The sequence below is a fragment of the Terribacillus saccharophilus genome, from assembly GCF_000725365.1.
Classification (GTDB): Bacteria; Bacillota; Bacilli; order Bacillales; family Amphibacillaceae; genus Terribacillus; species Terribacillus saccharophilus.
The window spans coordinates 1,771,969-1,794,897 of record NZ_CP008876.1 but is presented as its reverse complement, the minus strand read 5'-3'; the positions used below and the strand labels follow the sequence as shown (position 1 = coordinate 1,794,897).

General features: G+C 44.0%; 24 protein-coding genes. All 24 read left to right on the top strand.

The features are described 5' to 3' along the window. Positions 1–8: 8 nt before the first annotated feature. Positions 9–1,355 (top strand): tRNA (N(6)-L-threonylcarbamoyladenosine(37)-C(2))-methylthiotransferase MtaB, encoded by a 1,347-nt coding sequence (gene mtaB / locus GZ22_RS09100; RefSeq protein WP_038561445.1) that lies wholly within the window; start codon positions 9–11, stop codon positions 1,353–1,355. Between the two features lie 26 nt (positions 1,356–1,381). Beyond that, on the top strand, positions 1,382–2,047 hold the full coding sequence (gene deoC / locus GZ22_RS09095) for a deoxyribose-phosphate aldolase (protein ID WP_038561442.1): 666 nt from the start codon (positions 1,382–1,384) through the stop codon (positions 2,045–2,047). Between the two features lie 138 nt (positions 2,048–2,185). Then, positions 2,186–2,359 carry a 30S ribosomal protein S21 gene (gene rpsU, locus GZ22_RS09090; protein WP_077308578.1) on the top strand — a complete coding sequence of 58 codons (174 nt, stop codon included), beginning with the start codon at positions 2,186–2,188 and terminating at the stop codon, positions 2,357–2,359. Between the two features lie 21 nt (positions 2,360–2,380). Then, positions 2,381–2,827 carry a GatB/YqeY domain-containing protein gene (locus GZ22_RS09085; RefSeq protein WP_038561434.1) on the top strand — a complete coding sequence of 149 codons (447 nt, stop codon included), beginning with the start codon at positions 2,381–2,383 and terminating at the stop codon, positions 2,825–2,827. Between the two features lie 165 nt (positions 2,828–2,992). Then, the gene (locus GZ22_RS09080) at positions 2,993–3,694 is read left to right on the top strand and encodes an NfeD family protein (RefSeq protein ID WP_038561432.1); all 702 of its coding nucleotides are present in this window, start codon (positions 2,993–2,995) and stop codon (positions 3,692–3,694) included. After that, entirely contained in the window at positions 3,691–4,677 is a 987-nt protein-coding gene (floA, locus tag GZ22_RS09075) for a flotillin-like protein FloA (protein WP_038561429.1), read from the top strand. Before GZ22_RS09080 ends, floA begins: the two co-directional genes overlap by 4 nt. A gap of 22 nt (positions 4,678–4,699) precedes the next feature. Further along, positions 4,700–5,146 (top strand): hypothetical protein, encoded by a 447-nt coding sequence (locus tag GZ22_RS09070; RefSeq protein ID WP_038561427.1) that lies wholly within the window; start codon positions 4,700–4,702, stop codon positions 5,144–5,146. Positions 5,147–5,226: 80 nt separating this feature from the next. After that, on the top strand, positions 5,227–5,508 hold the full coding sequence (yqfC, locus tag GZ22_RS09065; RefSeq protein ID WP_038561424.1) for a sporulation protein YqfC: 282 nt from the start codon (positions 5,227–5,229) through the stop codon (positions 5,506–5,508). Between the two features lie 24 nt (positions 5,509–5,532). Further along, entirely contained in the window at positions 5,533–6,771 is a 1,239-nt protein-coding gene (yqfD, locus tag GZ22_RS09060) for a sporulation protein YqfD (RefSeq protein WP_038561421.1), read from the top strand. A 2-nt stretch (positions 6,772–6,773) separates the two neighbouring features. Next, on the top strand, positions 6,774–7,730 hold the full coding sequence (locus tag GZ22_RS09055; protein ID WP_038561419.1) for a PhoH family protein: 957 nt from the start codon (positions 6,774–6,776) through the stop codon (positions 7,728–7,730). A gap of 57 nt (positions 7,731–7,787) precedes the next feature. After that, positions 7,788–9,902, top strand: coding sequence for an HD family phosphohydrolase (locus GZ22_RS09050; protein ID WP_051748153.1), 2,115 nt, complete (start codon positions 7,788–7,790; stop codon positions 9,900–9,902). After that, positions 9,902–10,375 carry an rRNA maturation RNase YbeY gene (ybeY, locus tag GZ22_RS09045; protein ID WP_038561416.1) on the top strand — a complete coding sequence of 158 codons (474 nt, stop codon included), beginning with the start codon at positions 9,902–9,904 and terminating at the stop codon, positions 10,373–10,375. The genes GZ22_RS09050 and ybeY overlap by 1 nt, the downstream gene beginning before the upstream one ends. Next, the gene (locus GZ22_RS09040) at positions 10,344–10,724 is read left to right on the top strand and encodes a diacylglycerol kinase family protein (protein WP_038561414.1); all 381 of its coding nucleotides are present in this window, start codon (positions 10,344–10,346) and stop codon (positions 10,722–10,724) included. The genes ybeY and GZ22_RS09040 overlap by 32 nt, the downstream gene beginning before the upstream one ends. Before the next feature lie 551 nt (positions 10,725–11,275). Next, positions 11,276–12,184, top strand: coding sequence for a GTPase Era (era, locus tag GZ22_RS09035; RefSeq protein ID WP_038561411.1), 909 nt, complete (start codon positions 11,276–11,278; stop codon positions 12,182–12,184). A 108-nt stretch (positions 12,185–12,292) separates the two neighbouring features. Continuing rightward, complete coding sequence (locus tag GZ22_RS19050) at positions 12,293–12,448, top strand: YqzL family protein (RefSeq protein WP_084160705.1); 156 nt, start codon at positions 12,293–12,295, stop codon at positions 12,446–12,448. 23 nt (positions 12,449–12,471) lie between these two features. Beyond that, on the top strand, positions 12,472–13,215 hold the full coding sequence (gene recO, locus GZ22_RS09030) for a DNA repair protein RecO (protein ID WP_038561409.1): 744 nt from the start codon (positions 12,472–12,474) through the stop codon (positions 13,213–13,215). A 296-nt stretch (positions 13,216–13,511) separates the two neighbouring features. After that, positions 13,512–14,402, top strand: a complete 891-nt coding sequence (gene glyQ / locus GZ22_RS09025; protein ID WP_038561406.1) for a glycine--tRNA ligase subunit alpha — start codon at positions 13,512–13,514, stop codon at positions 14,400–14,402. Continuing rightward, positions 14,392–16,479: a glycine--tRNA ligase subunit beta gene (gene glyS, locus GZ22_RS09020; RefSeq protein WP_038561403.1), complete on the top strand. Its 2,088-nt coding sequence runs from the start codon at positions 14,392–14,394 to the stop codon at positions 16,477–16,479. Before glyQ ends, glyS begins: the two co-directional genes overlap by 11 nt. Before the next feature lie 28 nt (positions 16,480–16,507). Continuing rightward, positions 16,508–17,140 (top strand): transcriptional regulator CcpN, encoded by a 633-nt coding sequence (ccpN, locus tag GZ22_RS09015; protein WP_038561401.1) that lies wholly within the window; start codon positions 16,508–16,510, stop codon positions 17,138–17,140. Positions 17,141–17,161: 21 nt separating this feature from the next. Then, positions 17,162–17,971 (top strand): pyruvate, water dikinase regulatory protein, encoded by an 810-nt coding sequence (locus GZ22_RS09010; protein WP_038561398.1) that lies wholly within the window; start codon positions 17,162–17,164, stop codon positions 17,969–17,971. Between the two features lie 147 nt (positions 17,972–18,118). Continuing rightward, the gene (locus GZ22_RS09005; RefSeq protein ID WP_038561395.1) at positions 18,119–19,222 is read left to right on the top strand and encodes an acyltransferase; all 1,104 of its coding nucleotides are present in this window, start codon (positions 18,119–18,121) and stop codon (positions 19,220–19,222) included. 170 nt (positions 19,223–19,392) lie between these two features. Further along, complete coding sequence (locus GZ22_RS09000; RefSeq protein ID WP_038561393.1) at positions 19,393–19,863, top strand: YaiI/YqxD family protein; 471 nt, start codon at positions 19,393–19,395, stop codon at positions 19,861–19,863. Between the two features lie 23 nt (positions 19,864–19,886). After that, a complete protein-coding gene (dnaG, locus tag GZ22_RS08995) occupies positions 19,887–21,710 on the top strand; it encodes a DNA primase (protein WP_038561390.1) in 1,824 nt (607 codons plus the stop codon). A 37-nt stretch (positions 21,711–21,747) separates the two neighbouring features. Then, complete coding sequence (rpoD, locus tag GZ22_RS08990) at positions 21,748–22,869, top strand: RNA polymerase sigma factor RpoD (RefSeq protein WP_038561388.1); 1,122 nt, start codon at positions 21,748–21,750, stop codon at positions 22,867–22,869. The last annotated feature ends 60 nt before the right edge of the window (positions 22,870–22,929 follow it).

Genomic DNA, 22,929 nt, shown 5'->3' with positions numbered 1-22,929 from the left:
GTTTTACCATGCCTACAGTGGCATTCCACACATTAGGTTGTAAAGTAAACCATTATGAGACGGAAGGTATTTGGCAGAAGTTCAAAGCTCAGGGCTATGAAAGGGTAGATTTTGATCACCAGTCTGACGTGTATGTAGTCAACACATGCACCGTTACGAACACTGGGGATAAGAAAAGCCGCCAAGTCATCCGCCGGGCAGTACGCAAAAATCCAGAAGGTGTCATTTGTGTTACCGGGTGTTATGCGCAGACTTCACCTGGTGAAATTATGGAGATTCCGGGAGTGGACATCGTTGTAGGTACCCAGGGCCGGGACAAAATGATTGAGCATATCGAGGAATTCAAGGTGAAGAAGGAACCGATCAACGGAGTCTCGAACATCATGAAAAACCGCGTCTTTGAGGAAATGGATGTTCCTGCCTTTACTGATCGTACGCGTGCGTCATTGAAAATTCAGGAAGGCTGCAATAACTTCTGTACTTTCTGTATTATACCTTGGTCCCGCGGATTGCTTCGCTCCCGTAACCCGGAGGACGTCATGAAGCAGGCTCAGCAGCTTGTGGATGCTGGATACAAGGAAATCGTCCTTACTGGAATCCATACTGCAGGATATGGTGAGGATATGCAGGATTACAATTTTGCAAAATTGCTGCGAGAATTGGAAAATAACGTACGCGGATTGAAACGAATTCGTATTTCATCCATTGAAGCAAGTCAGATAACAGATGAAGTTATCCAAGTACTGGATGAATCTGATAAAATCGTACGCCATTTGCATATACCGCTTCAATCTGGTTCTGATTCCGTTTTGAAACGCATGCGCCGTAAGTATTCTTCAGACTTCTATCGCAGCAAAATTGATAAAGTGAAGAAGGCTTTGCCTAATCTTGCCATTACAAGTGATGTGATTGTTGGATTCCCAGGTGAGACAGAAGAGGAATTCATGGAAACATACCGTTTCATTCAGGAAGTCGGCTATAGCGAACTTCACGTGTTCCCATATTCCAAACGTACCGGAACGCCTGCTGCACGTATGACGGATCAAGTGGATGACGAAACGAAGAATGAGCGTGTTCATCGTCTCATTACACTTTCGGATCAGCAAGCGAAGGAATATGCTTCTCAGTTTGAGAATGAAGTTTTGGAAGTCATTCCGGAAGAACTTTATGATGCAAATGAATCCGACACGTTATATGTTGGCTACACAGATAACTATTTGAAAGTGAAATTTGAAGCAACACCGGATATGGTTGGTAAAATTGTCCGCGTGAAGCTAACCAAAGCTGGCTATCCGTATAATGAAGGTCAATTCGTTCGAGTTATGGACGATGAGGAAGCAAGCGTAACTATCTAACTTGACTATAAAAGGAGTTATTTCTCTTGGAAAATATCGCTGCATATATTGATCACACACTACTTAAGCCTGATGCGACAAAGGAACAGATCGATGTTATTGTTCAGGAAGCGGCAACCCATAAATTCGCTTCTGTCTGTGTTAATCCTTATTGGGTTTCCCATTGTGCCCAGCAGCTGAAAGGTACAGATGTAAAGGTCTGTACTGTCATTGGTTTCCCGCTTGGCGCATCAACTAGTGCTGTAAAAGCTTTGGAAACAAAGGATGCTATTGATAAAGGTGCTGGCGAGATCGATATGGTCATCAACGTTGGTGCTTTGAAATCTGGTGATTTAGTGACAGTTGAGTCTGATATCCGTGCAGTTGTGGAAGCAGCAGCAGGTGTTCTGACGAAAGTGATCATTGAGACATCATTGCTGACTGAGGAAGAAAAAGTAACAGCTTGTGAGCTTGCAGTGAAAGCTGGAGCTGATTTTGTCAAGACTTCTACAGGTTTCTCCGGTGGTGGTGCAACAGTAGAAGATATTAAATTAATGCGTAAGACTGTCGGTCCGGACATTGGTGTTAAGGCTTCCGGTGGCGTACGTGATCGCGAAGCAACGCTAGCTATGATCGAAGCAGGAGCTACTCGCATTGGTGCGAGCGCAGGTGTTCAGATCATCGCAGGTGAAGCTGGAAGCAGCGATTATTAAGAAGAATTATGAAATGTGCATGATTCTGCACGTTTCTATTGACCAGGATTTAGCATTATATTATAATGAGCAAAGACATATGCAGCAGTGCATATGAGTTAGCACATTGTTGTATGCTTCGGAGGGAGGGAAATTAGCATGTCAAACACTACTCGCGTTCGCAAAAACGAGTCTCTTGAAGATGCTCTTCGTCGCTTTAAGCGCACTGTTTCTAAAAGCGGTACTCTATCTGAATACCGTAAGCGTGAATTTTACGAAAAACCTAGTGTACGTCGCAAGAAAAAATCTGAGGCGGCTAGAAAGCGTAAGTAAGCAAAGAGGGTGCAAAGAGATATGTCATTAACAGAACGTCTGAACCAGGATATGAAGACTGCCATGAAAGCAAGGGATAAGGAAACGCTCAGCGTAATCCGTATGGTGAAAGCTGCCCTGCAGAATGAAGCAATTCGTACTGGAAATGACACGCTGTCAGAAGATGAAGAACTTACCGTTTTATCTCGTGAGGTAAAACAACGAAAAGATTCCCTCCAAGAATTCCAAGAAGCTGGACGCGATGATCTTGCCCAGAAGCTTGAAGCTGAGCTTCAGGTACTGAAAGATTATATGCCAGAACAGCTTTCGGAAGAAGAACTTGAAGACATTATTAAACAGACCATCACGGAAGTAGGAGCTACTTCCAAGAAAGACATGGGCTCAGTCATGAGCGCTGTTATGCCGAAAGTCAAAGGCAAAACCGATGGTTCTTTAGTTAATAAACTCGTGAATAAGCACTTGTCTTAACTGATAGTTATATGAATATCTAAGGAAATCCCAATCATTGAATGATTGGGATTTCTGCATTTATACGAAAATTTATCTACATATGAAACCTTTTCTTAATCCAAGCGTATAAGTTACTGTACATAACAACTGAAACGAAACCAGTCGGGGTCAGGAGGATTTTCTATGCTGCAATATATCACGCTTCCAAGCCTTCAAACAGCGATGTCCAACTTCAGCGAAACGATGCAGACGTTGATAACTTCTCCGGTACTTGTTACAATCCTGCTTTCTATAGCTTTTGCTGGATTGGCAGTCGAGATGTTCACACCTGGCTTTGGAGCAGGCGGGATACTAGGGATCGCTGCCGGAGGAATCTTCCTTTACGGTCACATTGCGGCAGGACTAGTGACAAATACGGATATTCTGCTTTTGACTGCAGCTATCATTTTACTTGTCTTGGAATTATTCGTACCTGGAGGCATAGTGGGCATACTTGGTATGATAGGATTGCTCTGGGCGTTGTTCCGAATGTCGGCAGACAGAGCCGATATGATGATTAGCGTCAGTATTGCTTTTATTGTTACCATTATTGCTGTCATCTATGTGATTCGAATCGTTGGTTTTGAAAAGGGTATGTTTAAGCCGATGATCCTTCAGGAAACACTTAGACCAGATACGCTCCCTAGTTTAACGTCTATCATCGGTAAACGCGGTGTGGCAAAAACACCACTGCGACCGTCCGGTGTAGCTGAAATAGAGAGCAGGGTGATGGATGTCATCACAGAAGGCAGGTATGTAGCTAAAGGGTCTGAAATAGTTGTTATCCGTACAGAAGGCATGAAAATTATCGTCAGTCCAGTGACGAACAAGGAGGAAACAGAATGAATCAAGATATTATTGTACCGATTATTATTGCTGCAGTCATTTTGATTGCTTTGATTATCCTATTTACCTTCGTACCAGTTGCATTGTGGATTAGTGCCCTAGCAGCAGGTGTCCGTATCAGCATCTTCACATTGGTAGGGATGCGTTTAAGACGTGTTATTCCATCACGTGTAATCAATCCATTGATTAAAGCCCATAAAGCAGGCTTGAAGGTCGATACAAACCAGCTGGAGAGTCATTATCTGGCAGGAGGTAATGTCGATCGCGTCGTCAATGCACTTATTGCAGCACACCGTGCGAATATCGAATTACCATTTGAACGCTCAGCAGCGATCGACCTTGCTGGTCGTGATGTATTGGAAGCCGTGCAGATGAGTGTAAATCCGAAAGTGATTGAAACACCGTTCATTTCTGGTGTGGCGATTGATGGAATCGAAGTGAAAGCGAAAGCTCGTATCACTGTGCGTGCCAATATCGACCGACTTGTGGGTGGTGCCGGAGAGGATACCATCATCGCGCGTGTAGGTGAAGGGATTGTCAGTACCATCGGTAGCTCCACGAACCATAAGAACGTGTTGGAAAACCCGGATAAAATCTCACATAATGTGTTGGAGCGTGGTTTGGACTCTGGTACTGCATTTGAAATTTTATCCATCGATATCGCAGACATTGATATCGGTAAAAACATCGGGGCGATGCTTCAAACGGATCAGGCAGAGGCAGATAAGAATATTGCCCAAGCCAAAGCTGAAGAACGTCGTGCGATGGCTGTAGCGCAAGAGCAGGAAAACTTAGCACGCGTACAAGAAATGCGTGCGAAGGTAGTAGAAGCAGAAGCCGAAGTCCCGCTTGCGCTTGCTGAAGCACTGCGTTCAGGTAATATGGGTGTAATGGATTATATGAACTATCAAAACATCAATGCAGATACAACGATGCGTGATAGCATTGGCGACTTGTCAAACAATGAAGAGGAAGAACGTTAAGTTTTAGAAAGGTGGCAGGTGCATGTTTGATATGTTGCAATTTCTCGTGCCGTTAGCAATTGCTGCCATTGCTTTCTTCTTTAACGCAGCAGCCAAAAAAGGGGATAAAGAAAATAATGATCCCCGACGCACGCAGCCTCCGGTCAAGAACTGGCAGGAGAAGCAGCCGCGCACTAGCAAGGAACAGCGTCAGCAAAAGCAGAAGCAAGTTAAAGCACCAGAACTGGTTCAAGCGGAGCAGAAAGCTGATGAATTAAGGAAGCAGGCGACTGATGCAATCCAACAAGTTGTAGGAGTGCAAAGTGCCTCCTCTCTCCGTAGTAATAAAGAAGATCAAAAGATAGCTAAGCCTATCAGGCTGAAACGGCCGACTAGCAGACAATTAGCGGAACAAGTTCTCTGGTCGGAGATACTTGGAGAACCGCGTGCAAAAAAACCACATCGAACTTACAACAAGCGAGTCCAATAAAGGGCTCGCTTTTTTCGTGCGTCAGACTGTTCTTACTTCACCCTCTGCAACATAGAATGTGCAGAGGGGAGCTGGTGGAAATGAAAAAATGGCAGCAGCGGATCGGAAATTGGTTCACCGAGCATTTGGATATGCCTGCTGATGTGGTGCTTGAACTCCCTCGCATTACGACGATTGGCCATTTTCATGCCTATATCGAAAATCACAGAGGACTTGTGTTATTTTCGGATAACGAACTTAGGCTGCGGCTCAACACAGGTTTTCTTCGTATAACAGGGGAATCCTTCGTACTCAAAGTCATGCTGCCGGAGGAGATCTTACTCGAAGGCAAAATGAAGGAGTTTAAATTCATTGATTCATAAGGCAAGCGGATCGGGGAGGTACGTATGAAAAAGCACACACAGGATATTTATTTTACTGGATATGTGACCGTTCTGATTAAAGGGGACAGACCGGAGCTTTTTTTCAATCAGCTTGTGCAGGAGAAAGTCCTAGTCTGGGATATCATCAAAAAGGACAGCCAGACATGTGAAGCGAAGATCAGGAAACAGGATATAAGTAAGCTTCGCATGCAGCGAAGAGGGACAGGCTACAAAATACAATTCCGCAGCAAGCATGGTTTTCCTTTCCTCTTCACTGCATTGCTGCATAAGAAACCGTTGCTGCTTGGTATTGCCATCAGCATCCTGTCCATCTTTTTCCTATCAAATACAGTATGGAAAATCGAAGTAAGAGGCGTAAGCCCTGAATTAGAACATCAAATAGAAACGAAGCTGGACGATTATGGTGTACGTTTAGGGGCATTCAAGCTGACACTTGGTGCTCCAGTCGATATACAGCAGCGTTTGTTACAGGATATTCCGGATCTTCTTTGGATAGGAGTGCAAGAGAAAGGGACAACCTATGCATTGGAAGGTGTGCCGAAAACAATCGTAAAAGAAGAGGAACAACCAGGTCCCCGTCATCTTGTCGCAAAGAAAAAAGGTGTTATCGTCGATATGTTTGTATCAGAGGGAGTAGCGCAAGTTGGAGTCCATGATTATGTAGAGCCCGGGGATGTGCTTGTCTCAGGTTTAATCGGAAATGAACCGCCTCCTGTAAACAAGGATCAAAAGGATAAGACAGAGCAAAAGGATACACGCAAGCATGTTGCTGCGACAGGTAATGTCATCGCTAGGACGTGGTATAATGTGTCTGCAGCAGTTCCGCTTGAAGAAACATATACTGTTCTTAGCGGTAAGCAGGATAATAAATATGCCATTCAGTTTGGAGACAGCTTCCAGCTGCCGGTTTGGGGGTTCGGGGAAACCGAATTCAAGGATTCTCAGGAACAAACATCAGTCCGTCATCTCCGGTTCCTTCGCTGGGAGTTGCCGATTGGGATGGGGAAAACGACAGAATATGAGAGGGTTACCAAACAAGTAAAACGGACAAAGGAAGAAGCAATTGCACAGGCTGAAAAACTGGCCAAGCAGGATTTGCAGCTCCAAGTTGGCGCTGATGCTGACATTATTTCTCAAAAAATTTTACATGAGACTGTCGAGAATGGTAAAGTTAAATTAATCTTATACTTTCAAGTAAATGAAGATATTGCAACATCTCAACCTATATCTCAAGGAGATTGATTATGCCTGAAGACGTAAAACGTGTGAATCTGCAATTAAAAGATACCAATGAAACATTAGCTCTGTTTGGCACGGAGGATCGCAATCTAAAGCAGATTGAAGAACATTTCCGTGTATCCATTGTAACGCGAGGGGAAGAAGTTCGCGTAACTGGTCCGGAAGAAGAAGTCCGGACTACAGAGGAGCTGCTGCAAGCGTTGGCTGCTGTCATTCGACGTGGCATTCCAATCGGAGAACGTGATGTGGTTTACGCTATTGAATTAGCTAAAAAAGATAAGTTAGATCAATTCGAAACATTATTTGACGATGAAATAACGAAAAATGCAAAAGGCAAATCAATTCGAGTCAAAACGCTCGGTCAGCGGAATTATATCAATGGTATCAAGTCTAATGACTTGGTTTTCGGTATTGGACCTGCCGGTACAGGTAAAACATATTTGGCGGTCGTCATGGCCGTTAATGCCTTGAAAAAGGGTATCGTCAAGCGCATCATCTTAACAAGGCCAGCAGTCGAAGCGGGCGAAAGCCTCGGATTCCTGCCTGGCGACTTGAAGGAGAAGGTGGATCCGTATCTGCGTCCGTTATACGACGCCTTACATGATGTTCTCGGTTTAGAACAGACGACCCGTTTGATTGAACGAGGTACGATTGAGATCGCTCCGCTTGCTTATATGCGCGGGCGTACACTGGATGATGCTTTTGTTATCCTGGATGAAGCACAGAACACGACAAACGCACAGATGAAGATGTTCCTTACCAGACTCGGTTTTGGGTCCAAGATGGTCATCACTGGCGATTTGACTCAGATTGACTTGCCAAAAGGTGCTCTATCTGGTCTGCGTTCTATTGAAACAAAGCTAAGTAATGTAAAAGGTATATATTTTACTTACTTAAAACAAACAGATGTAGTGCGCCATCCGCTCGTGCAGCGGATTATCGAAGCGTACGAATCAGAGTAAAAAGGACAGGGCCCGGCTTCGGGTCCTTTTCGGTTCAGTCTGATAGGAGGGTAGAGCGTGGCTAGAAAGAAGTTCAAGGACCTGTTTAGAAGGAATTCTGGAGCTGGCGAACGTGCATTCATCCTGATAGGAGCAGTATTGCTAGGGTGCTTCTTCTTCATTACGACAGCTTCCAATGTGACGACAAAGAATTATGACGTCCAGATTTATGATGCAGCAACTGAAACGATCCGTTCGCCGATTACGATCGAGAATGAAGCCCAAACGGAAAGGCAAAGGCAGGAAGCCAGCCAGCAAATAGATGACCGTTACACAGTATCATCTGAAATCACCGAATCGAAAACGGATGCAGTAGAAGAGATTTTCTCTGCAATCGAACAAGCAAATGATGCCGATCAACCTATTGATCGAAGAGTCGAGTCAGTCAAGAACCTGCTTTCTGAATCTGTTAAGGAAGATTTGACGGATAGACAGTTGGAACAGTTAATCCAAATACCATCAGACGAAAGAGAAGTCAGTGAAAAAGTATTTGTAGATACTATGACTGGATATCTTGAAGATGGAGTAAAACGCGATGAGGTACAGCAGACGCAGGAAGAGATGGGAGAACGAATCGGTTATGCAGACGTGTCCGCTGGAGCTAAGCAAGCGCTCCGTTCGCTGACTAGCTTTGCCATTGTTCAGAATGCATCCTTTGACGCGCCGGACACAGCTTCAGCAAGAGCTGAAGCGCAGCAAAGCGTGGCACCTGTCATGATTCGTGCAGGCCAAATTATCGTTCAGGAAGGCCAGACGATCACGAACGATGTATATGAGGAATTGAAGCTCGTAGGTCTTTTAAACAATACAAGGAATGTCCTGCCACTCGTTGGTCTCGTACTATTTATGGCTCTCTTAGTCGGTGTTTTGGCATACGAAACGATACATACATTAAAAAAACAGACTAGACCGAGTAAGTCTGTCCTGTTGTTTACGTTTTTGCTTATGTGTATGTCTGTCCTGTTATTAAAGCTGGTTAGCGCACTTGGAACAACAGATCAGCATTATTATTTGCTGTTGCCTGCTGCATTTGCAGCTGTTCTATTCCGGCATCTGCTGAGCGAACGGTTCGCTATTGGATATGCAATCGTGTACAGTATATTGGCTGGAATCATCTTAAATGACGAAATACCTGGTTCTTTGAATATGGAGGCAACACTTTACTTCTTGTTCGCTCAACTCGCAGCTGTTTATTCTATTCGCAATGTAAAAGATAAGACTGCGATGGCAAAAGCGCTGCTATTACTGGCAAGTGTACAAGTAATTAGTGTATTGTTATTCTTATTCTTTGCATTCGAGAAATATGCTTGGGAAGCGGTACTGCTTTATGTTGGATTTGCCGTCTTTTCTGCCATATTGACAGTTATACTTGTAGCAGGTATTCTTCCGTTTGTCGAAGCTGGATTTGGAGTTCTTTCCGAAACGAAGCTTTTGGAATTATCGAAACCAAATCATCCGTTGCTGAAAAAAATCCTTACAGATGCACCTGGGACATACCATCACAGCATCATGGTAGCCAACTTGTGTGAAGCAGCATGCGAAGCAATCGGAGCGGACGGCCTGCTCGCCAGAGTCGGTGCTTATTACCACGATCTTGGCAAAACACGGCAGCCGCAGCTTTTCATTGAGAATCAAATGGGACGAAACAATCCGCATGACAAGCTGTCACCACGGCAAAGTGCGGAAATCATCATTCGCCATCCATATGATGGAGCACAAATGCTGTTAAATAACCATTTCCCAAAAGAAATTGTTGATATGGCCAAACAGCATCACGGCACATCGCTTTTGAAGTTTTTTTACTACAAAGAAAAGGAATATAATAAAGAAGTAAAAGAAGAAACTTATCGTTATCCTGGTCCAAAGCCGTCTACAAAAGAGGCAGCAGTCCTATCGATTTGTGATTCTGTTGAAGCGGCGGTTCGTTCCATGAAAGAGCCGACTCAGGAAAAAATCAGCAGCTTGGTAGACAGTATCATCAAGGATAAGCTAATGGATGGCCAGCTGGATTGTGCACCGTTGACGTTGCAGGATTTGCAAGTAATCAAAGAAGCGATTTGTCAGGTCCTTACGGGAATATTCCATTCCCGAATTGAATACCCGGATGAAGAAAAAGTGAAGGAGGCAAACTAATGCATATTGATTTTCACGATAAAACAAATAGCGTGACAGCAGATTATGTTGATCTGATTGATCGACTGATCCAATACGCAGCAGATGCAGAGGAAATAACAGAGGAAGCAGAGATGAGCATCACTTTTGTGGACAATAATGAAATACAGATAATCAACCGAAATTATCGTCAAAAGGATGCACCGACAGATGTCATATCCTTCGCCATGCAAGAAGAAGGAGAAGGGGAACAGCAGATCATCGGAGAAGAAATCCCAATTGTTTACGGTGATATCATTATTTCTGTCGACAAAGCTAAGGAACAGGCAGAAGAGTATGAGCATAGCGTAGAAAGAGAGCTCGGTTTTTTAGCTCTGCATGGTTTCCTGCATCTCTTAGGATATGATCATATGAACGAGGCAGATGAGAAGAAGATGTTCGGTCGACAAGAGGAGATTTTGAATGGCTTCGGACTCAAACGGGAAGAAAACTAAATCCGGAATCGGATTTCGCTATGCGTGGAATGGATTACGCTGGACATTCCTTGAGGAGAGGAACTTCCGCATCCATACGATCGCAGCATTAATCGCGCTAATAACAGGTGTGATTTTTCGAATAGATCCGGCTGAATGGGCGGCTATCCTTTTAAGTATCGGATTCGTTATTGTGACGGAAATGATTAATACAGTCATCGAGCTCATGATGGATCATCTTTCACCAGAGCAAAGCAAAGCAGCAGGCCTTATTAAAGATATTGCTGCAGGAGCTGTCCTCATTGCAGCCATCACTGCTATTTGTGTAGGCTTGGTCGTTTTCGTTCCGGAAATCATTTCTGTATTGTGAGAGGAAAACCGTCCATGAAGATGGGCGGTTTTTCTTGGTTTGGTTAGCGGCTAGCTACGGGAGCCAGGGACTGTGCCGTAAGCGATAAATACCTGCGTAAGGAAAGAACACCTTACTCCGGGCTTTCTTGCTTACCCCTCCGTTTCTAAACGGCCTTCTCCGCTTTTGGGTATCGGCTAGCTGCGGGAGCCAGGGACTGCGCCGTAAGCGATAAATCCCTGCGTAAGGAAAGAACACCTTACTCCAGGCTTTCTCACTTACTTCTTCATTTCTAAACGGTTCTGTCCGCTTTTGGTTATCGGCTAGCTGCGGGAACCAGAAACTGCGTTGTAAGCAATGAATCCCGCCGTGGGGAAATCACCCACTCTGGGCTTCCTTGCTTACCACTTCGTTTCTTAACGGTTCCCTCCGCTTTTGGGTTTCGCTTTTGATTTTTTTAACCCCTTTTGTCGAATGGATGAAGTGGCGGGGGATTTGTAGTAAGATAGAGATACAACATTTTATAGTACTTGAAGTTTTTATCGTACTAGTACTTGGAGGAATATAACAGCATGGAGAAAGAATTTCGTTCTGGTTTCATATCCATCATCGGGCGACCGAATGTTGGAAAATCAACTTTATTAAATCGTTTTGTCGGTCAGAAGATCTCTATAATGAGTGATAAGCCGCAGACGACGCGTAATCGGATCCAAGGTGTCCTTACACAGGATGACGCTCAGTTTATCTTTATTGATACGCCTGGTATCCACAAACCGAAGCATAAGCTCGGAGATTTTATGGTGAAGACTGCAGAGAATACAATGAATGAAGTGGACGCTGTCATGTTCATGGTCAATGCAGAAGAGGGCTATGGCAGAGGGGATCAATTTATCCTTGAACGTCTGCAGAGAGTCGAAGGCCCTGTTTTCCTAGTTTTGAATAAAATTGATAAGGTCCATCCGGATAAGCTGCTCGAACTTATCGAGTTGTATAAGGACAAGTTGGACTTCACAGAAATTGTCCCAATCAGTGCACTGGAAGGCAATAATACGGCGCGTTTACTTGAAACGCTAAAAGGATATTTGCCAGAGGGCCCTCAATATTACCCAGAAGACCAAGTGACGGACCACCCGGAACGCTTCGTTGTAAGTGAGCTCATTCGCGAGAAGGTACTGCATTTGACGCGGGAAGAAATACCGCATTCAATTGCAGTTGTCATTGAAGCAATCGAGAATCGCCACAGTGATACGGAAAAGGTATTCATCCAGGCGACAATCATCACCGAACGTAAATCGCAAAAAGGAATCATTATCGGCAAACAGGGCAGTATGCTCAAACAAGTCGGGAAGCTGGCGCGTAGAGATATAGAGATGCTGCTTGGTAGTAAGGTATTTCTCGAGCTTTGGGTTAAGGTGCAGCCTGATTGGCGAAATAAGCAAGCGCAGCTCAATGATTACGGTTTCAGCCGTGAAGAATATTGATAGCTGGTAATATTTAAAGCACATGGATTGAGGAGAGAGTGTCATCCTAACTAGGAGAATGTTTTGTATATTCATTTCTTAAAAAAAGCATAGAAAGGTGGACTTCCTGTGATTGATTTCCATTGGCAAATCTTTAGCAAGACCGGGAGTATCGAAACCTACTTATTGATGAAAGAAATTGAAACAATGTACAATTCACTAATACCTCCGGAGCAAGATAACATTATTGAGCTCCCAAGTTATAGACTTCAATCTAAAATGTAAGCAACAGGAGTGGGGAGAGAGCGTTGCTCCAAAATGTAGAAGGAATAATCCTGCGCACACAGGATTATGGGGAGACACACAAAATAATAACGATTTTCACAGAAGATCGCGGCAAAATTGCTGTGATGGCCAGAGGTGCGAAAAAGCCGAAAAGCAGGATGGCTGCTATAGCGCAGCCATTTATCTTTGGCTCATTTCTAGTACAGCTTGGTTCGGGTATGGGAGCCATGCAGCAAGGAGAACCTCTTCAAAGCTTCAGGTCAATTCGTGAAGACATCGTCAAAACAGCTTATGCGTCCTATATAGCGGAAATGACAGATAAGCTGACAGATAATAATAAGCCTGACCCTGATTTATTTCGTCAGCTGCTTCAAGTGATGGAATGGATCAATGATGGGAAAGATGCGGATGTTTTGCGCATCATCTATGAATTAAAGATGTTCCGTCGCGGCGGTTTCGCGCCGATAGTACATCAATGCGTTAATTGCGGAAATACGGAAATGCCTTACCGGTTTTCTGTACCGGAAGGCGGTATGCTTTGCAGACGCTGTATGCATCTCGATCCGGATGCATATGTTTTATCAGAAAAAGTTACAAAGCTCTTGCAGCTATTTTCGAGTATTGATATCTCCCGGATTGGCAATATTTCAGTTAAGCCAGAAACGAAACGGCTTTTGAACGAGTTACTTGATACTTATTATGACCGGTACGGCGGGTATTTCCTGAAAAGCAAGAAGTTCCTTGCTCAATTAGATAAACTTCAATAAAGGTTTGTTGACAATTAGTATGGCATTTTAGTATGATAGTTACAAAATCGACGGCTTGCGTTGAAGAAGAGTAGTATCCGTCCAGTGCTTTGCATAGCGAATCTGGGATAGTGGGAGCCAGAACAAAGGCAGACGGAGAAGGCGCTTTGGAGCAAAAGGAAAAAAGAGTGGCTTCCATTTGGGAGCAATTAGGGTGGAACCGCGGTAATCCCGTCCCTATGCTGTTTAGGCAGCATAGGGACGGGATTTTTCTTTGTCCATCCTGACGTTGATGAAAAGAAGATGGAGGGAATCCGATGAATATCCAAAATATGATTTTGACGTTACAAAAGCATTGGTCAGACCAGGGTTGTCTATTGATGCAAGCGTATGATGTAGAAAAAGGGGCAGGAACAATGAGCCCTATGACTTTATTGCGCAGTCTTGGTCCCGAGCCGTGGAACGTGGCTTATGTAGAGCCTTCTCGTCGTCCAGCCGACGGCCGCTACGGGGAAAACCCAAACCGTTTATACCAGCATCATCAATTCCAAGTGATCATGAAACCTTCACCAGACAACATCCAAGAACTATACTTGGAATCTCTTCGCAAACTGGGCATTGATCCATTGAAGCACGATATCCGCTTTGTTGAGGATAACTGGGAAAACCCAACGCTAGGTGCTGCTGGACTTGGCTGGGAGGTTTGGCTTGATGGTATGGAAATCACGCAGTTCACTTATTTCCAGCAAATTGGCGGATTGGAAGCAAAACCAGTTTCGGTTGAAATTACATATGGTCTGGAACGACTTGCTTCTTACATCCAAGATAAAGAAAATGTTTTCGAGCTTGAATGGACAGATGGTGTTACTGTAGCAGATATCTTTAAGCAGCCGGAATTTGAGCATAGCACGTATACATTTAAAGAATCTGATACAGACATGCTGTTCCAGCTATTTGATATGTACGAAAAAGAAGCGAAACGGATCATGGATCAAGGACTCGTCTTCCCTGCATATGATTACGTGCTGAAATGTTCCCATACATTCAACTTGCTCGATGCCAAAGGTGCTATCTCAGTTACGGAGCGAACTGGTTATATCGGCAGAGTACGGAATTTGGCAAGATCAATTGCGAAGAGCTATGTAGCAGAACGGGAACGACTTGGTTTCCCAATGCTGAAAGAAGGAGCGGATGAGCATGCAGAATAAGGATGTACTTTTTGAAATTGGTTTAGAGGAAATGCCGGCACGGTTTTTGCCTGGCACTATTGAGCAGTTGGAAACCAAAACGACTGCATGGCTGAATGAGTTAGGCCTCTCCTTTGAAAAGGTACTTGTACATGCTACACCGAGACGTGTTGCGGTTACAATTCTTTCACTTTCTGATAAGCAGCCTGACATTGAAGAGGAAGTAAAAGGACCTGCACTTCGAATCGCTAAAGATGAAGCAGGACAATGGTCGAAGGCAGCGCAAGGTTTCACGCGCGGTCAAGGTGCGACAGTTGAAGATATCTTCACGAAAGATGTGGATGGAACAGAATATATTTACGTGAAAAAGTTTGTTAAAGGTCAACATGCAGCAGACTTGTTGCCATCATTCAAAGATGTGCTGCTCAGCTTGCATTTTCCGAAGAATATGCGTTGGGGATCTGGCAACTTGCGTTATGCGCGACCAATTCGCTGGATCGTTGCATTGTACGATGAATCTGTCATTCCAATGGAGATAGCTGGAACAGAATCTTCAAATCTTACTTATGGTCATCGATTCCTTGGAAAAACGGCTACAATTGATAATCCTGCTGCGTATGCTTCTGTACTGGAAGAGCAATTTGTCATTGTAGATCAGAAGAAACGTCAACAGATGATCATTGATGGTATTCGTCAATTGGAAACAGCGAACGGCTGGCATATTCCGATCGATGAAGATCTTTTGGAGGAAGTGCTGTATTTAGTGGAATACCCAACTGTATTCCATGGTGATTTTGCTGCCAGCTTCCTTGATCTGCCGCAAGAAGTACTGATTACGAGCATGAAAGAACATCAGCGTTATTTCCCAGTAACAGATCCTTCTGGACAGCTTTTGCCACATTTCATCGGTGTGCGTAACGGTAACAGCGATCACTTGGAAAATGTTGCTCGCGGTAACGAAAAGGTGCTTCGTGCTAGACTCCAAGATGCGGAATTCTTCTTTGCTGAGGATAAAGCTCAGCCAATAGAGAAAGCACAAGAAAAACTGGCTAAAATGGTTTATCAAGTAGAACTTGGTACTTTGCAGGATAAAGTGGACCGGGTGACGAAGATTGCGAAGATGATCAGTGAAGCTGCAGCTATCGATAAGGAAACTGCTGCTCGAGCAGAGCGCGCTGCAAGCATTGCCAAATTCGACCTTGTGACGAATATGGTGAACGAATTCACTGAATTACAAGGTATTATGGGTGAGAAATATGCACGCCATTTCGGCGAAGCTGACAGTGTTGCTCAAGCAATTCGCGAACAGTATATGCCGCTTTCTTCCCATGGAGCGCTTCCAGAGTCTGTTGAAGGTACAATTGTCAGCATTGCGGACAAACTGGACACAATTGTAGGAAGCATGGTCATCGGTAATGTTCCGACTGGTTCCCAAGATCCTTATGGTTTGCGTCGTCAGGCAATCGGTATTATCCAAATGCTATTGAAGACAGACTGGCAAATCACAGTAGAGGAAATTGTTGACCGTACAGTGAAATTGTTCGAGCAGCAAGCTCTACCAACAGTTGAAAAGAACACTTACACAGAAGATATTCGCAATTTCTTCAAACAGCGTGCTTCTCAATTGCTGAAAGAAGAAGGCATCTCTCATGATGTAGTGGAAGCAGTTCTTTCTGTACAAATCGGTAACTATCCGTATACACTTGCTAAAGCGAAAACATTGCAAGTATTGCGTCAAGATGAGAACTTTAAACCAGTTCAGGAAGCATTGGGACGTGTCATTAACCTTGCTAAAAAAGGCGCGGATCAAGGTGTAGAAGAAGCGTTATTTGAAAATGAATACGAAAAGCAGCTCTACAGCATGCTCAATCAAAACAAAACTGCTTATATGGAAGCTGCAAGCAACCGTCAAGCGAAAGAAGCTTTGGATACACTGGCAGCGTTCGCTGACACTATCCATGCATTCTTCGACCATACAATGGTCATGGCAGAGGATGAAAAATTGAAAACGAACCGCTTATCATTATTGAACCAATTGGCTGCACTGATTCTTAGTTATGCTGATGTAACAAAAGTACAGTGGAAACAGGTCCAATGAGGGCAGTTCTTGGATAGAGGTGATGAACATGGATTTGTCTAAAAGACAACAGCAGATTATCGCGATAGTGAAAGAATCGGGTCCGATAACAGGTGAACAGATCGCGGAGCGGCTTAATCTGACACGGGCGACTTTGCGTCCTGACTTGGCAATCCTTACAATGGTAGGGTTCCTGGATGCAAGACCGCGTGTTGGTTACTTCTATACAGGTAAGACAGGTTCAGAGATTATTACAGAAAAACTGATGAAATACAAAGTGGAGACCTTCCAATCGATGCCGATTGTCGTCAAAGAGGATGATTCAGCTTACGATGCGATCAGCGCAATGTTCCTTAGTGATGTTGGAACACTTTTTGCAGTCGATCAAGACAATAATCTCGTTGGAGTTGTTTCTCGTAAGGATTTACTGCGAGCAAGTATCGGCAATCAGGTGCTACAGGATATTCCGGTTCACATCATAATGACGAGGATGCCGAATGTTGCTGTTTGTTATCCGGATGAATTGCTGGTGGAAGCGGCCAATCGGTTGATCGACAAACAAATCGACAGTCTGCCAGTCATAGAAAGATCAAATGAAGCAGGCGCAAAAGTAGTTGGGCGTATAACAAAGACAACAATCACGAAGGCTTTCGTAGAACTTGCTCGAAATGAACTTATGTAAATATAGCCAGGAGGGGAACCGATGGAGAAACCAATCGTCTATGTTGTATCAGATTCTGTAGGGGAAACAGCAGAGCTCGTTGTAAAAGCAGCATTAAGTCAGTACAATTTGGAAGAGCCGTTTGCTTTACAGCGTGTTCCTTATGTAGAGAACACGTCTATATTGGAAGAAACTTTGAAGCAAGCAAGCGAACGTCCATCAATTATTGCCTTCACAATGGTTAATCCGGATTTCCGGGCTTTCCTTACTAGCGAAGCACAAAGACAGGGTATTCCTTGCATCGATTTGATGGGGCCGCTTATGGATGCGATGGCAGATATGTTCCATCAGAAGCCAAAACTGCAGCCAGGCCTTGTCCATCGTCTGGATGCAGATTATTTCCGAAGAATCGAAGCGATTGAATTTGCGGTCCGTTATGACGATGGGCGTGATCCACGCGGTATTGCCCGTGCTGATATTGTACTCATTGGTGTATCACGCACATCCAAAACACCATTATCCCAATATTTGGCGCACAAACGTCTGAAAGTCGCGAATGTCCCGATTGTTCCGGAAGTAGATCCGCCTAGGGAACTTTTCCAAGTGGATCCTGCCAAATGCATAGGCCTTCGCATCAGTCCTGAGAAGCTGAATGACATTCGTAAGGAACGTTTGAAAGCACTTGGTCTTGGGGATCAAGCAAGCTATGCAAATATCGACCGGATTAATCATGAACTGGAACATTTTGATAAAATTGCCGAGCGAATTGGCTGTCGTGTAATTGATGTTTCCAATAAAGCAGTTGAAGAAACTGCTAATAGTATCTTAACTGTTCTCAACCAACAGGATTAAGTTAGTACAAAGTTAGTGTTAAGATTCTGTTTATCATGTTGACGGTCCTCCGGTAGAATCTTTACGATAAAAACAGAAGAGGTGACAGCAGACAATCTGTTGTTACCTCTTCTATTTCGTAAAATGATGTCTACAAGGAGACCTAACATGAAAAAACAACAGCAGATCCAATCTATTTATTTGATGCGGCTCTTAGCAATGTCACTTGTCGTACTCGTCCATGTGACGGGAGCGTATGCTACGGTTCTGCCGTTTGCAGGTGATGCGTACGAAAAATATCATTTTATCAACCGTATCATTCGAATAGAAGCAGGACTGTTCATAGCAATTACCGGCCTGGTTTTCTTTTATCAATACAAACACAAAAAGCTGACAAAGTCTTTATGGAAAGACTACTACAAGAAGCGGGTCAGCTTCATCTTGATTCCTTATATTATTTGGGCAATTGTATACGAGCTGCACAAGGCGATGCTCGGTTTTGGAGATTTGCAGCCAGCGGCAATTGCTAAGCGGATATTCTTTGGAGAAAGCTACTATCAGCTGCACTTTATATTTCTTATTGTCCAAATTTACTTAGTGCTGCCTTTGCTGATATGGCTGGATCATAAAGTAGCCATCTTCAGAAAATATATGTTTGTGTTCGGAGGCATACTGCAGATTGGTTACATTGCCCTGCAGACCTATATGCCGTTCAGCACGTTTCCATTATTCCTTCAATTGATGGGTACCTTATTGCTCGGCGGATGGATAGGCATACATTATGATAGAGAAAAAGCGAAAAGCAAACGCTGGTCGACCTGGGGTTGGCTCGTGATCAGTGGTATAGCAGGATCAGCTATTGCGATTTATTATTATCTTTCTGGAACGCTAGATGTCTTCGAGTGGAACAACATTCTGTATGAGAGTGTGAATTATGTTTTCCTTGTAACAGGCTGTTACAGCATTTTCCGGTTCGCTGAATCTATTGCAGACAAGCTTTCGACACCGACACTAGACAGATTACAGCAAATTGCGAGCTATTCCTTCGGTTACTATCTGCTGCATCCGCTTATCCTGGATTATGTGACAAGATCAATACCTGCGTACAGCAACTATTTGTTTCATATGCAGATACTGCTGCGCTATCTAGTTGTAATGGGAGTTTGTTTTTTGATCATCTATCTTTTTCATCGCTATGTGCCTTTTGCTTCGCTATTCTTCGGGAAATTACCTAAGAACAGCAGTTTGCGGAAGCATTCCAAGGCATCTTGATCGACAGTTAAAATAATGGCTTTTTTAAATAGTTTGTATTATAATTAGTTTTTGTGAAAAAATGTTGTTAGTATTAAATATGTTTAAATGGTAACCCTTGAGGTAAAAAGCTTTATAAAAATTTTACGAAAAAGGAAGGATTCCGCATTTTATTGTAGAATTAGTGAGACATGAAATCACATAACCCTATTGTCTATGTGGATGCAGATAGCTGTCCTGTCAAACAGGAGATTGTTTCTACATGTGCAGCCTATCACGTTCCTGTCCAATTCGTAACCACAATTAATCATCTGAGCAGTGATTCAGATGCATCCTGGGTGGTGCTTGACCCTGTGGATCAGGCGGTGGATTGGTATATTCTGAATCACATTACGCCTGGATCTTGTGTTGTAACGCAAGATCTTGCATTGGCTACTTTGCTTACAGTCAAGGGCGTATCAGTTATCACACCTCGCGGAGAGCTGATTACGGAAGAAGATGCCGATGAGATACTTCTAAGAAAGCACATGCGAATCCAAAATCAACGACAGGGCAAACGAATTAAGGGACCTTCCAAGCTGACAGCTGCCGACAGAAGAAGATTCCTTACTATTTTTTCGTCTTATTGTCGAAAAATGCAGGAATCAGACGAAAGTTGTTGAATTATATAGGTTGGTGATGTGGAATGGCTGGTGCAATACCAGAAGAAATAGTCGAGGAAGTCCGCAAATCAAATGACATCGTCGATGTGATCGGCGAGCATGTCCAATTAAAGAAACAAGGCCGGAACTACTTCGGACTTTGTCCTTTCCATGGTGAAAAATCTCCTTCATTCTCCGTGACCCAGGAAAAGCAGATTTTTCATTGTTTTGGCTGTGGAAAGGGAGGAAATGTATTTACTTTTCTAATGGAATTGGAAGGCCTTTCCTTCTCTCAGTCTGTTCAAAAGCTCGCTGAGAGAAGTGGAACAGAAGTACCTGCTTCCGTAGCGGAGCAGCAGGAACGCGGACAATCCCGTGAAGAGCAGACTGCACTTGAGGCAAATGAGTGGGTTGTTAAGCTCTACCATAACTTGCTGCGCAATACGAAAGAAGGTAAGACTGGTTATGAATACCTCCTTGGTCGCGGTTTGACTGATGAGACGATTGACACCTTCCAGCTCGGCTTTGCTCCAAACAGCAGAGATTTTACTGTGAAATTCCTTGAAGGAAAAGGGTACAAGCCACAAGAACTGCTTCATACTGGTCTGTTTTCAACCGATAAAGAAAATAAGCCCCAAGATCGCTTCCGCGGGCGGGTTATTTTCCCGATACGGAACCATCTCGGTAAGACAGTAGGATTCGGCGGCCGTACATTAGGCGGAGGTCAGGAACCGAAGTACTTGAACAGTTCCGAAAGTGAGCTTTTCCAAAAAGGAAGAATGCTGTTCAATTTCGATTTGGCAAGAAGTGAGATCCGCAAATCTGGCCAGGTTGTTGTATTCGAAGGATATAATGATGTAATTGCAGCGCATCAGGCAGGTGTAAGAAACGGTGTTGCGACGCTTGGAACATCTCTAACAGAGACCCAAGCAAGGCTTTTGAAACGGTATGCGGAACAGGTAGTCATTTGCTACGACGGCGATAATGCAGGGTTTGAAGCGACTTATCGAGCTTTGCAAATCCTGCAAAAGACCGGCAATCATGTACGTGTCGCAATGCTTCGGGATGGTCTCGATCCAGATGACTACATCCGCGAGCATGGAGCAGAAAAATTCAAACGATCCATCATTGATGCAGCGCTGACGGCTATGTCCTTCATGATGCACTACTTAAAGCAGGACTACAACCTTTCACTTGAAGGAGATCGCCTGCAGTATGTAGAAAAGGTATTGGATGAGATTGCGCAGATTGAAAGCTCTGTAGAACGGGAACACTATTTGCGGGAGCTGTCGAACGCAATGGATCTTTCCATGGATACGCTTGTCTCCGATCTTGAGCCCAGACTGCGCAAACGGGAAAGCAAGAGAAGAGTCAGCAACACTGCTAAAACGCCGGCTCCAAAGCAGCAATCCCGTCATTATGAAAAAAAAATACCAACTGCTTTTCAAACGGCAGAAAAACAGCTCTTGGCGCATATGCTTAGAACAGCGGCAATTGCGGATAAAGTACAGGAAGAGATAGGGGCTTCATTCATAACGGATCAGGTTCAGGTGATTGCTACTCATCTGTACGCTTTTTATGAAGAAGGCAATGATGCGGATGTGAGCCAATTCGTATCATCATTGGAGGATCCTTCCTTGCAGCAGCTGGTCATCCAGACAGCCATGCTGCCGGTGGTGGAGGATATCAGTGATCAGGAGATCAGTGATTATATTCGTACCATTAAGCGCGAGCAAGTAAATAAGACGGATATTAGCCAGCTGCTGGCGGAACAAAGGCAAGCCGAACAGGAAAATGATCCGATTCGGGCAGCACAGATAGCCATGAAAATCATGGAAATACGTAGAACTTTAAAAAGTTCTCTGTAACAATAGATAGCTTGATGTTTTGGAAGGAGGAGGACTTATGGCAGAGAATAAGCCAGCAGGTTCTAAAGTGAATGAGACTGAAATGACATTGGAGCAAGCAAAAGAACTCCTTGTTGAAATGGGTAAAAAGCGTGGAGTCCTTGCTTATGAAGAGGTAAGTGAGCGTCTTGCAAGCTTTGAATTGGATTCCGATCAAATGGATGAAATCTACGAGCACTTGAACGAACAAAATGTGGAAGTGATTGGTGAATCCGACCAGGACCCGAATATGAAACAAATTGCGAAAGAGGAAGAATTTGACTTGAATGACCTAAGTGTACCACTTGGCATCAAGATCAATGACCCTGTGCGCATGTACTTGAAAGAAATCGGCCGCGTCGATCTATTGTCAGCAAAAGAGGAGATTGCGCTGGCTGAACGCATTGAAGCTGGAGATGAAGTTGCGAAACGTCGATTGGCGGAAGCTAACTTGCGACTAGTAGTTAGTATTGCAAAGCGTTATGTAGGACGTGGTATGCTGTTCTTGGATTTAATCCAGGAAGGTAACATGGGTCTTATTAAAGCAGTTGAGAAATTCGATTACCGTAAAGGTTTCAAATTCAGTACGTATGCTACTTGGTGGATTCGTCAGGCAATCACTCGCGCAATCGCTGACCAAGCGCGTACAATCCGTATCCCTGTGCATATGGTGGAAACAATCAATAAACTGATTCGTGTACAGCGTCAGCTTCTGCAGGATCTAGGGCGTGAGCCATCTCCTGAAGAGATTGGTGAAGAGATGGAACTTACACCAGAAAAAGTACGTGAAATCTTAAAGATTGCTCAAGAACCTGTATCCCTTGAAACACCAATTGGTGAGGAAGATGATTCCCATCTTGGAGACTTTATCGAGGATCAGGAAGCAACTTCTCCTTCTGATCATGCAGCGTATGAACTGCTGAAAGAACAGTTGGAAGATGTACTCGATACATTGACTGACCGTGAAGAGAACGTGCTTCGTCTGCGTTTCGGACTTGATGACGGACGAACAAGAACACTTGAAGAAGTTGGCCGGGTATTCGGCGTAACTAGAGAGCGTATCCGTCAAATCGAAGCTAAAGCACTGCGTAAGCTTCGCCATCCAAGCCGTAGCAAACGCTTGAAAGATTTCCTAGAATAAGAAGGCTTTCGCTCAGCTATCATGTGTATAACCGCATGTAGCTGGGCTTTCTTATTGCCC

Coding starts and splice junctions, on each gene's coding strand:
- mtaB (WP_038561445.1), top strand. CDS start 9: ATGCCTACAGTGGCATTCCACACATTAGGTTGTAAAGTAAACCATTAT.
- era (WP_038561411.1), top strand. CDS start 11,276: ATGGAGAAAGAATTTCGTTCTGGTTTCATATCCATCATCGGGCGACCG.
- GZ22_RS09055 (WP_038561419.1), top strand. CDS start 6,774: ATGCCTGAAGACGTAAAACGTGTGAATCTGCAATTAAAAGATACCAAT.
- rpsU (WP_077308578.1), top strand. CDS start 2,186: ATGTCAAACACTACTCGCGTTCGCAAAAACGAGTCTCTTGAAGATGCT.
- GZ22_RS09085 (WP_038561434.1), top strand. CDS start 2,381: ATGTCATTAACAGAACGTCTGAACCAGGATATGAAGACTGCCATGAAA.
- GZ22_RS09010 (WP_038561398.1), top strand. CDS start 17,162: ATGGAGAAACCAATCGTCTATGTTGTATCAGATTCTGTAGGGGAAACA.
- glyQ (WP_038561406.1), top strand. CDS start 13,512: ATGAATATCCAAAATATGATTTTGACGTTACAAAAGCATTGGTCAGAC.
- GZ22_RS09070 (WP_038561427.1), top strand. CDS start 4,700: ATGTTTGATATGTTGCAATTTCTCGTGCCGTTAGCAATTGCTGCCATT.
- ybeY (WP_038561416.1), top strand. CDS start 9,902: ATGCATATTGATTTTCACGATAAAACAAATAGCGTGACAGCAGATTAT.
- rpoD (WP_038561388.1), top strand. CDS start 21,748: ATGGCAGAGAATAAGCCAGCAGGTTCTAAAGTGAATGAGACTGAAATG.
- dnaG (WP_038561390.1), top strand. CDS start 19,887: ATGGCTGGTGCAATACCAGAAGAAATAGTCGAGGAAGTCCGCAAATCA.
- floA (WP_038561429.1), top strand. CDS start 3,691: ATGAATCAAGATATTATTGTACCGATTATTATTGCTGCAGTCATTTTG.
- ccpN (WP_038561401.1), top strand. CDS start 16,508: ATGGATTTGTCTAAAAGACAACAGCAGATTATCGCGATAGTGAAAGAA.
- GZ22_RS09005 (WP_038561395.1), top strand. CDS start 18,119: ATGAAAAAACAACAGCAGATCCAATCTATTTATTTGATGCGGCTCTTA.
- GZ22_RS09040 (WP_038561414.1), top strand. CDS start 10,344: ATGGCTTCGGACTCAAACGGGAAGAAAACTAAATCCGGAATCGGATTT.
- yqfD (WP_038561421.1), top strand. CDS start 5,533: ATGAAAAAGCACACACAGGATATTTATTTTACTGGATATGTGACCGTT.
- GZ22_RS09000 (WP_038561393.1), top strand. CDS start 19,393: ATGAAATCACATAACCCTATTGTCTATGTGGATGCAGATAGCTGTCCT.
- yqfC (WP_038561424.1), top strand. CDS start 5,227: ATGAAAAAATGGCAGCAGCGGATCGGAAATTGGTTCACCGAGCATTTG.
- glyS (WP_038561403.1), top strand. CDS start 14,392: ATGCAGAATAAGGATGTACTTTTTGAAATTGGTTTAGAGGAAATGCCG.
- GZ22_RS09080 (WP_038561432.1), top strand. CDS start 2,993: ATGCTGCAATATATCACGCTTCCAAGCCTTCAAACAGCGATGTCCAAC.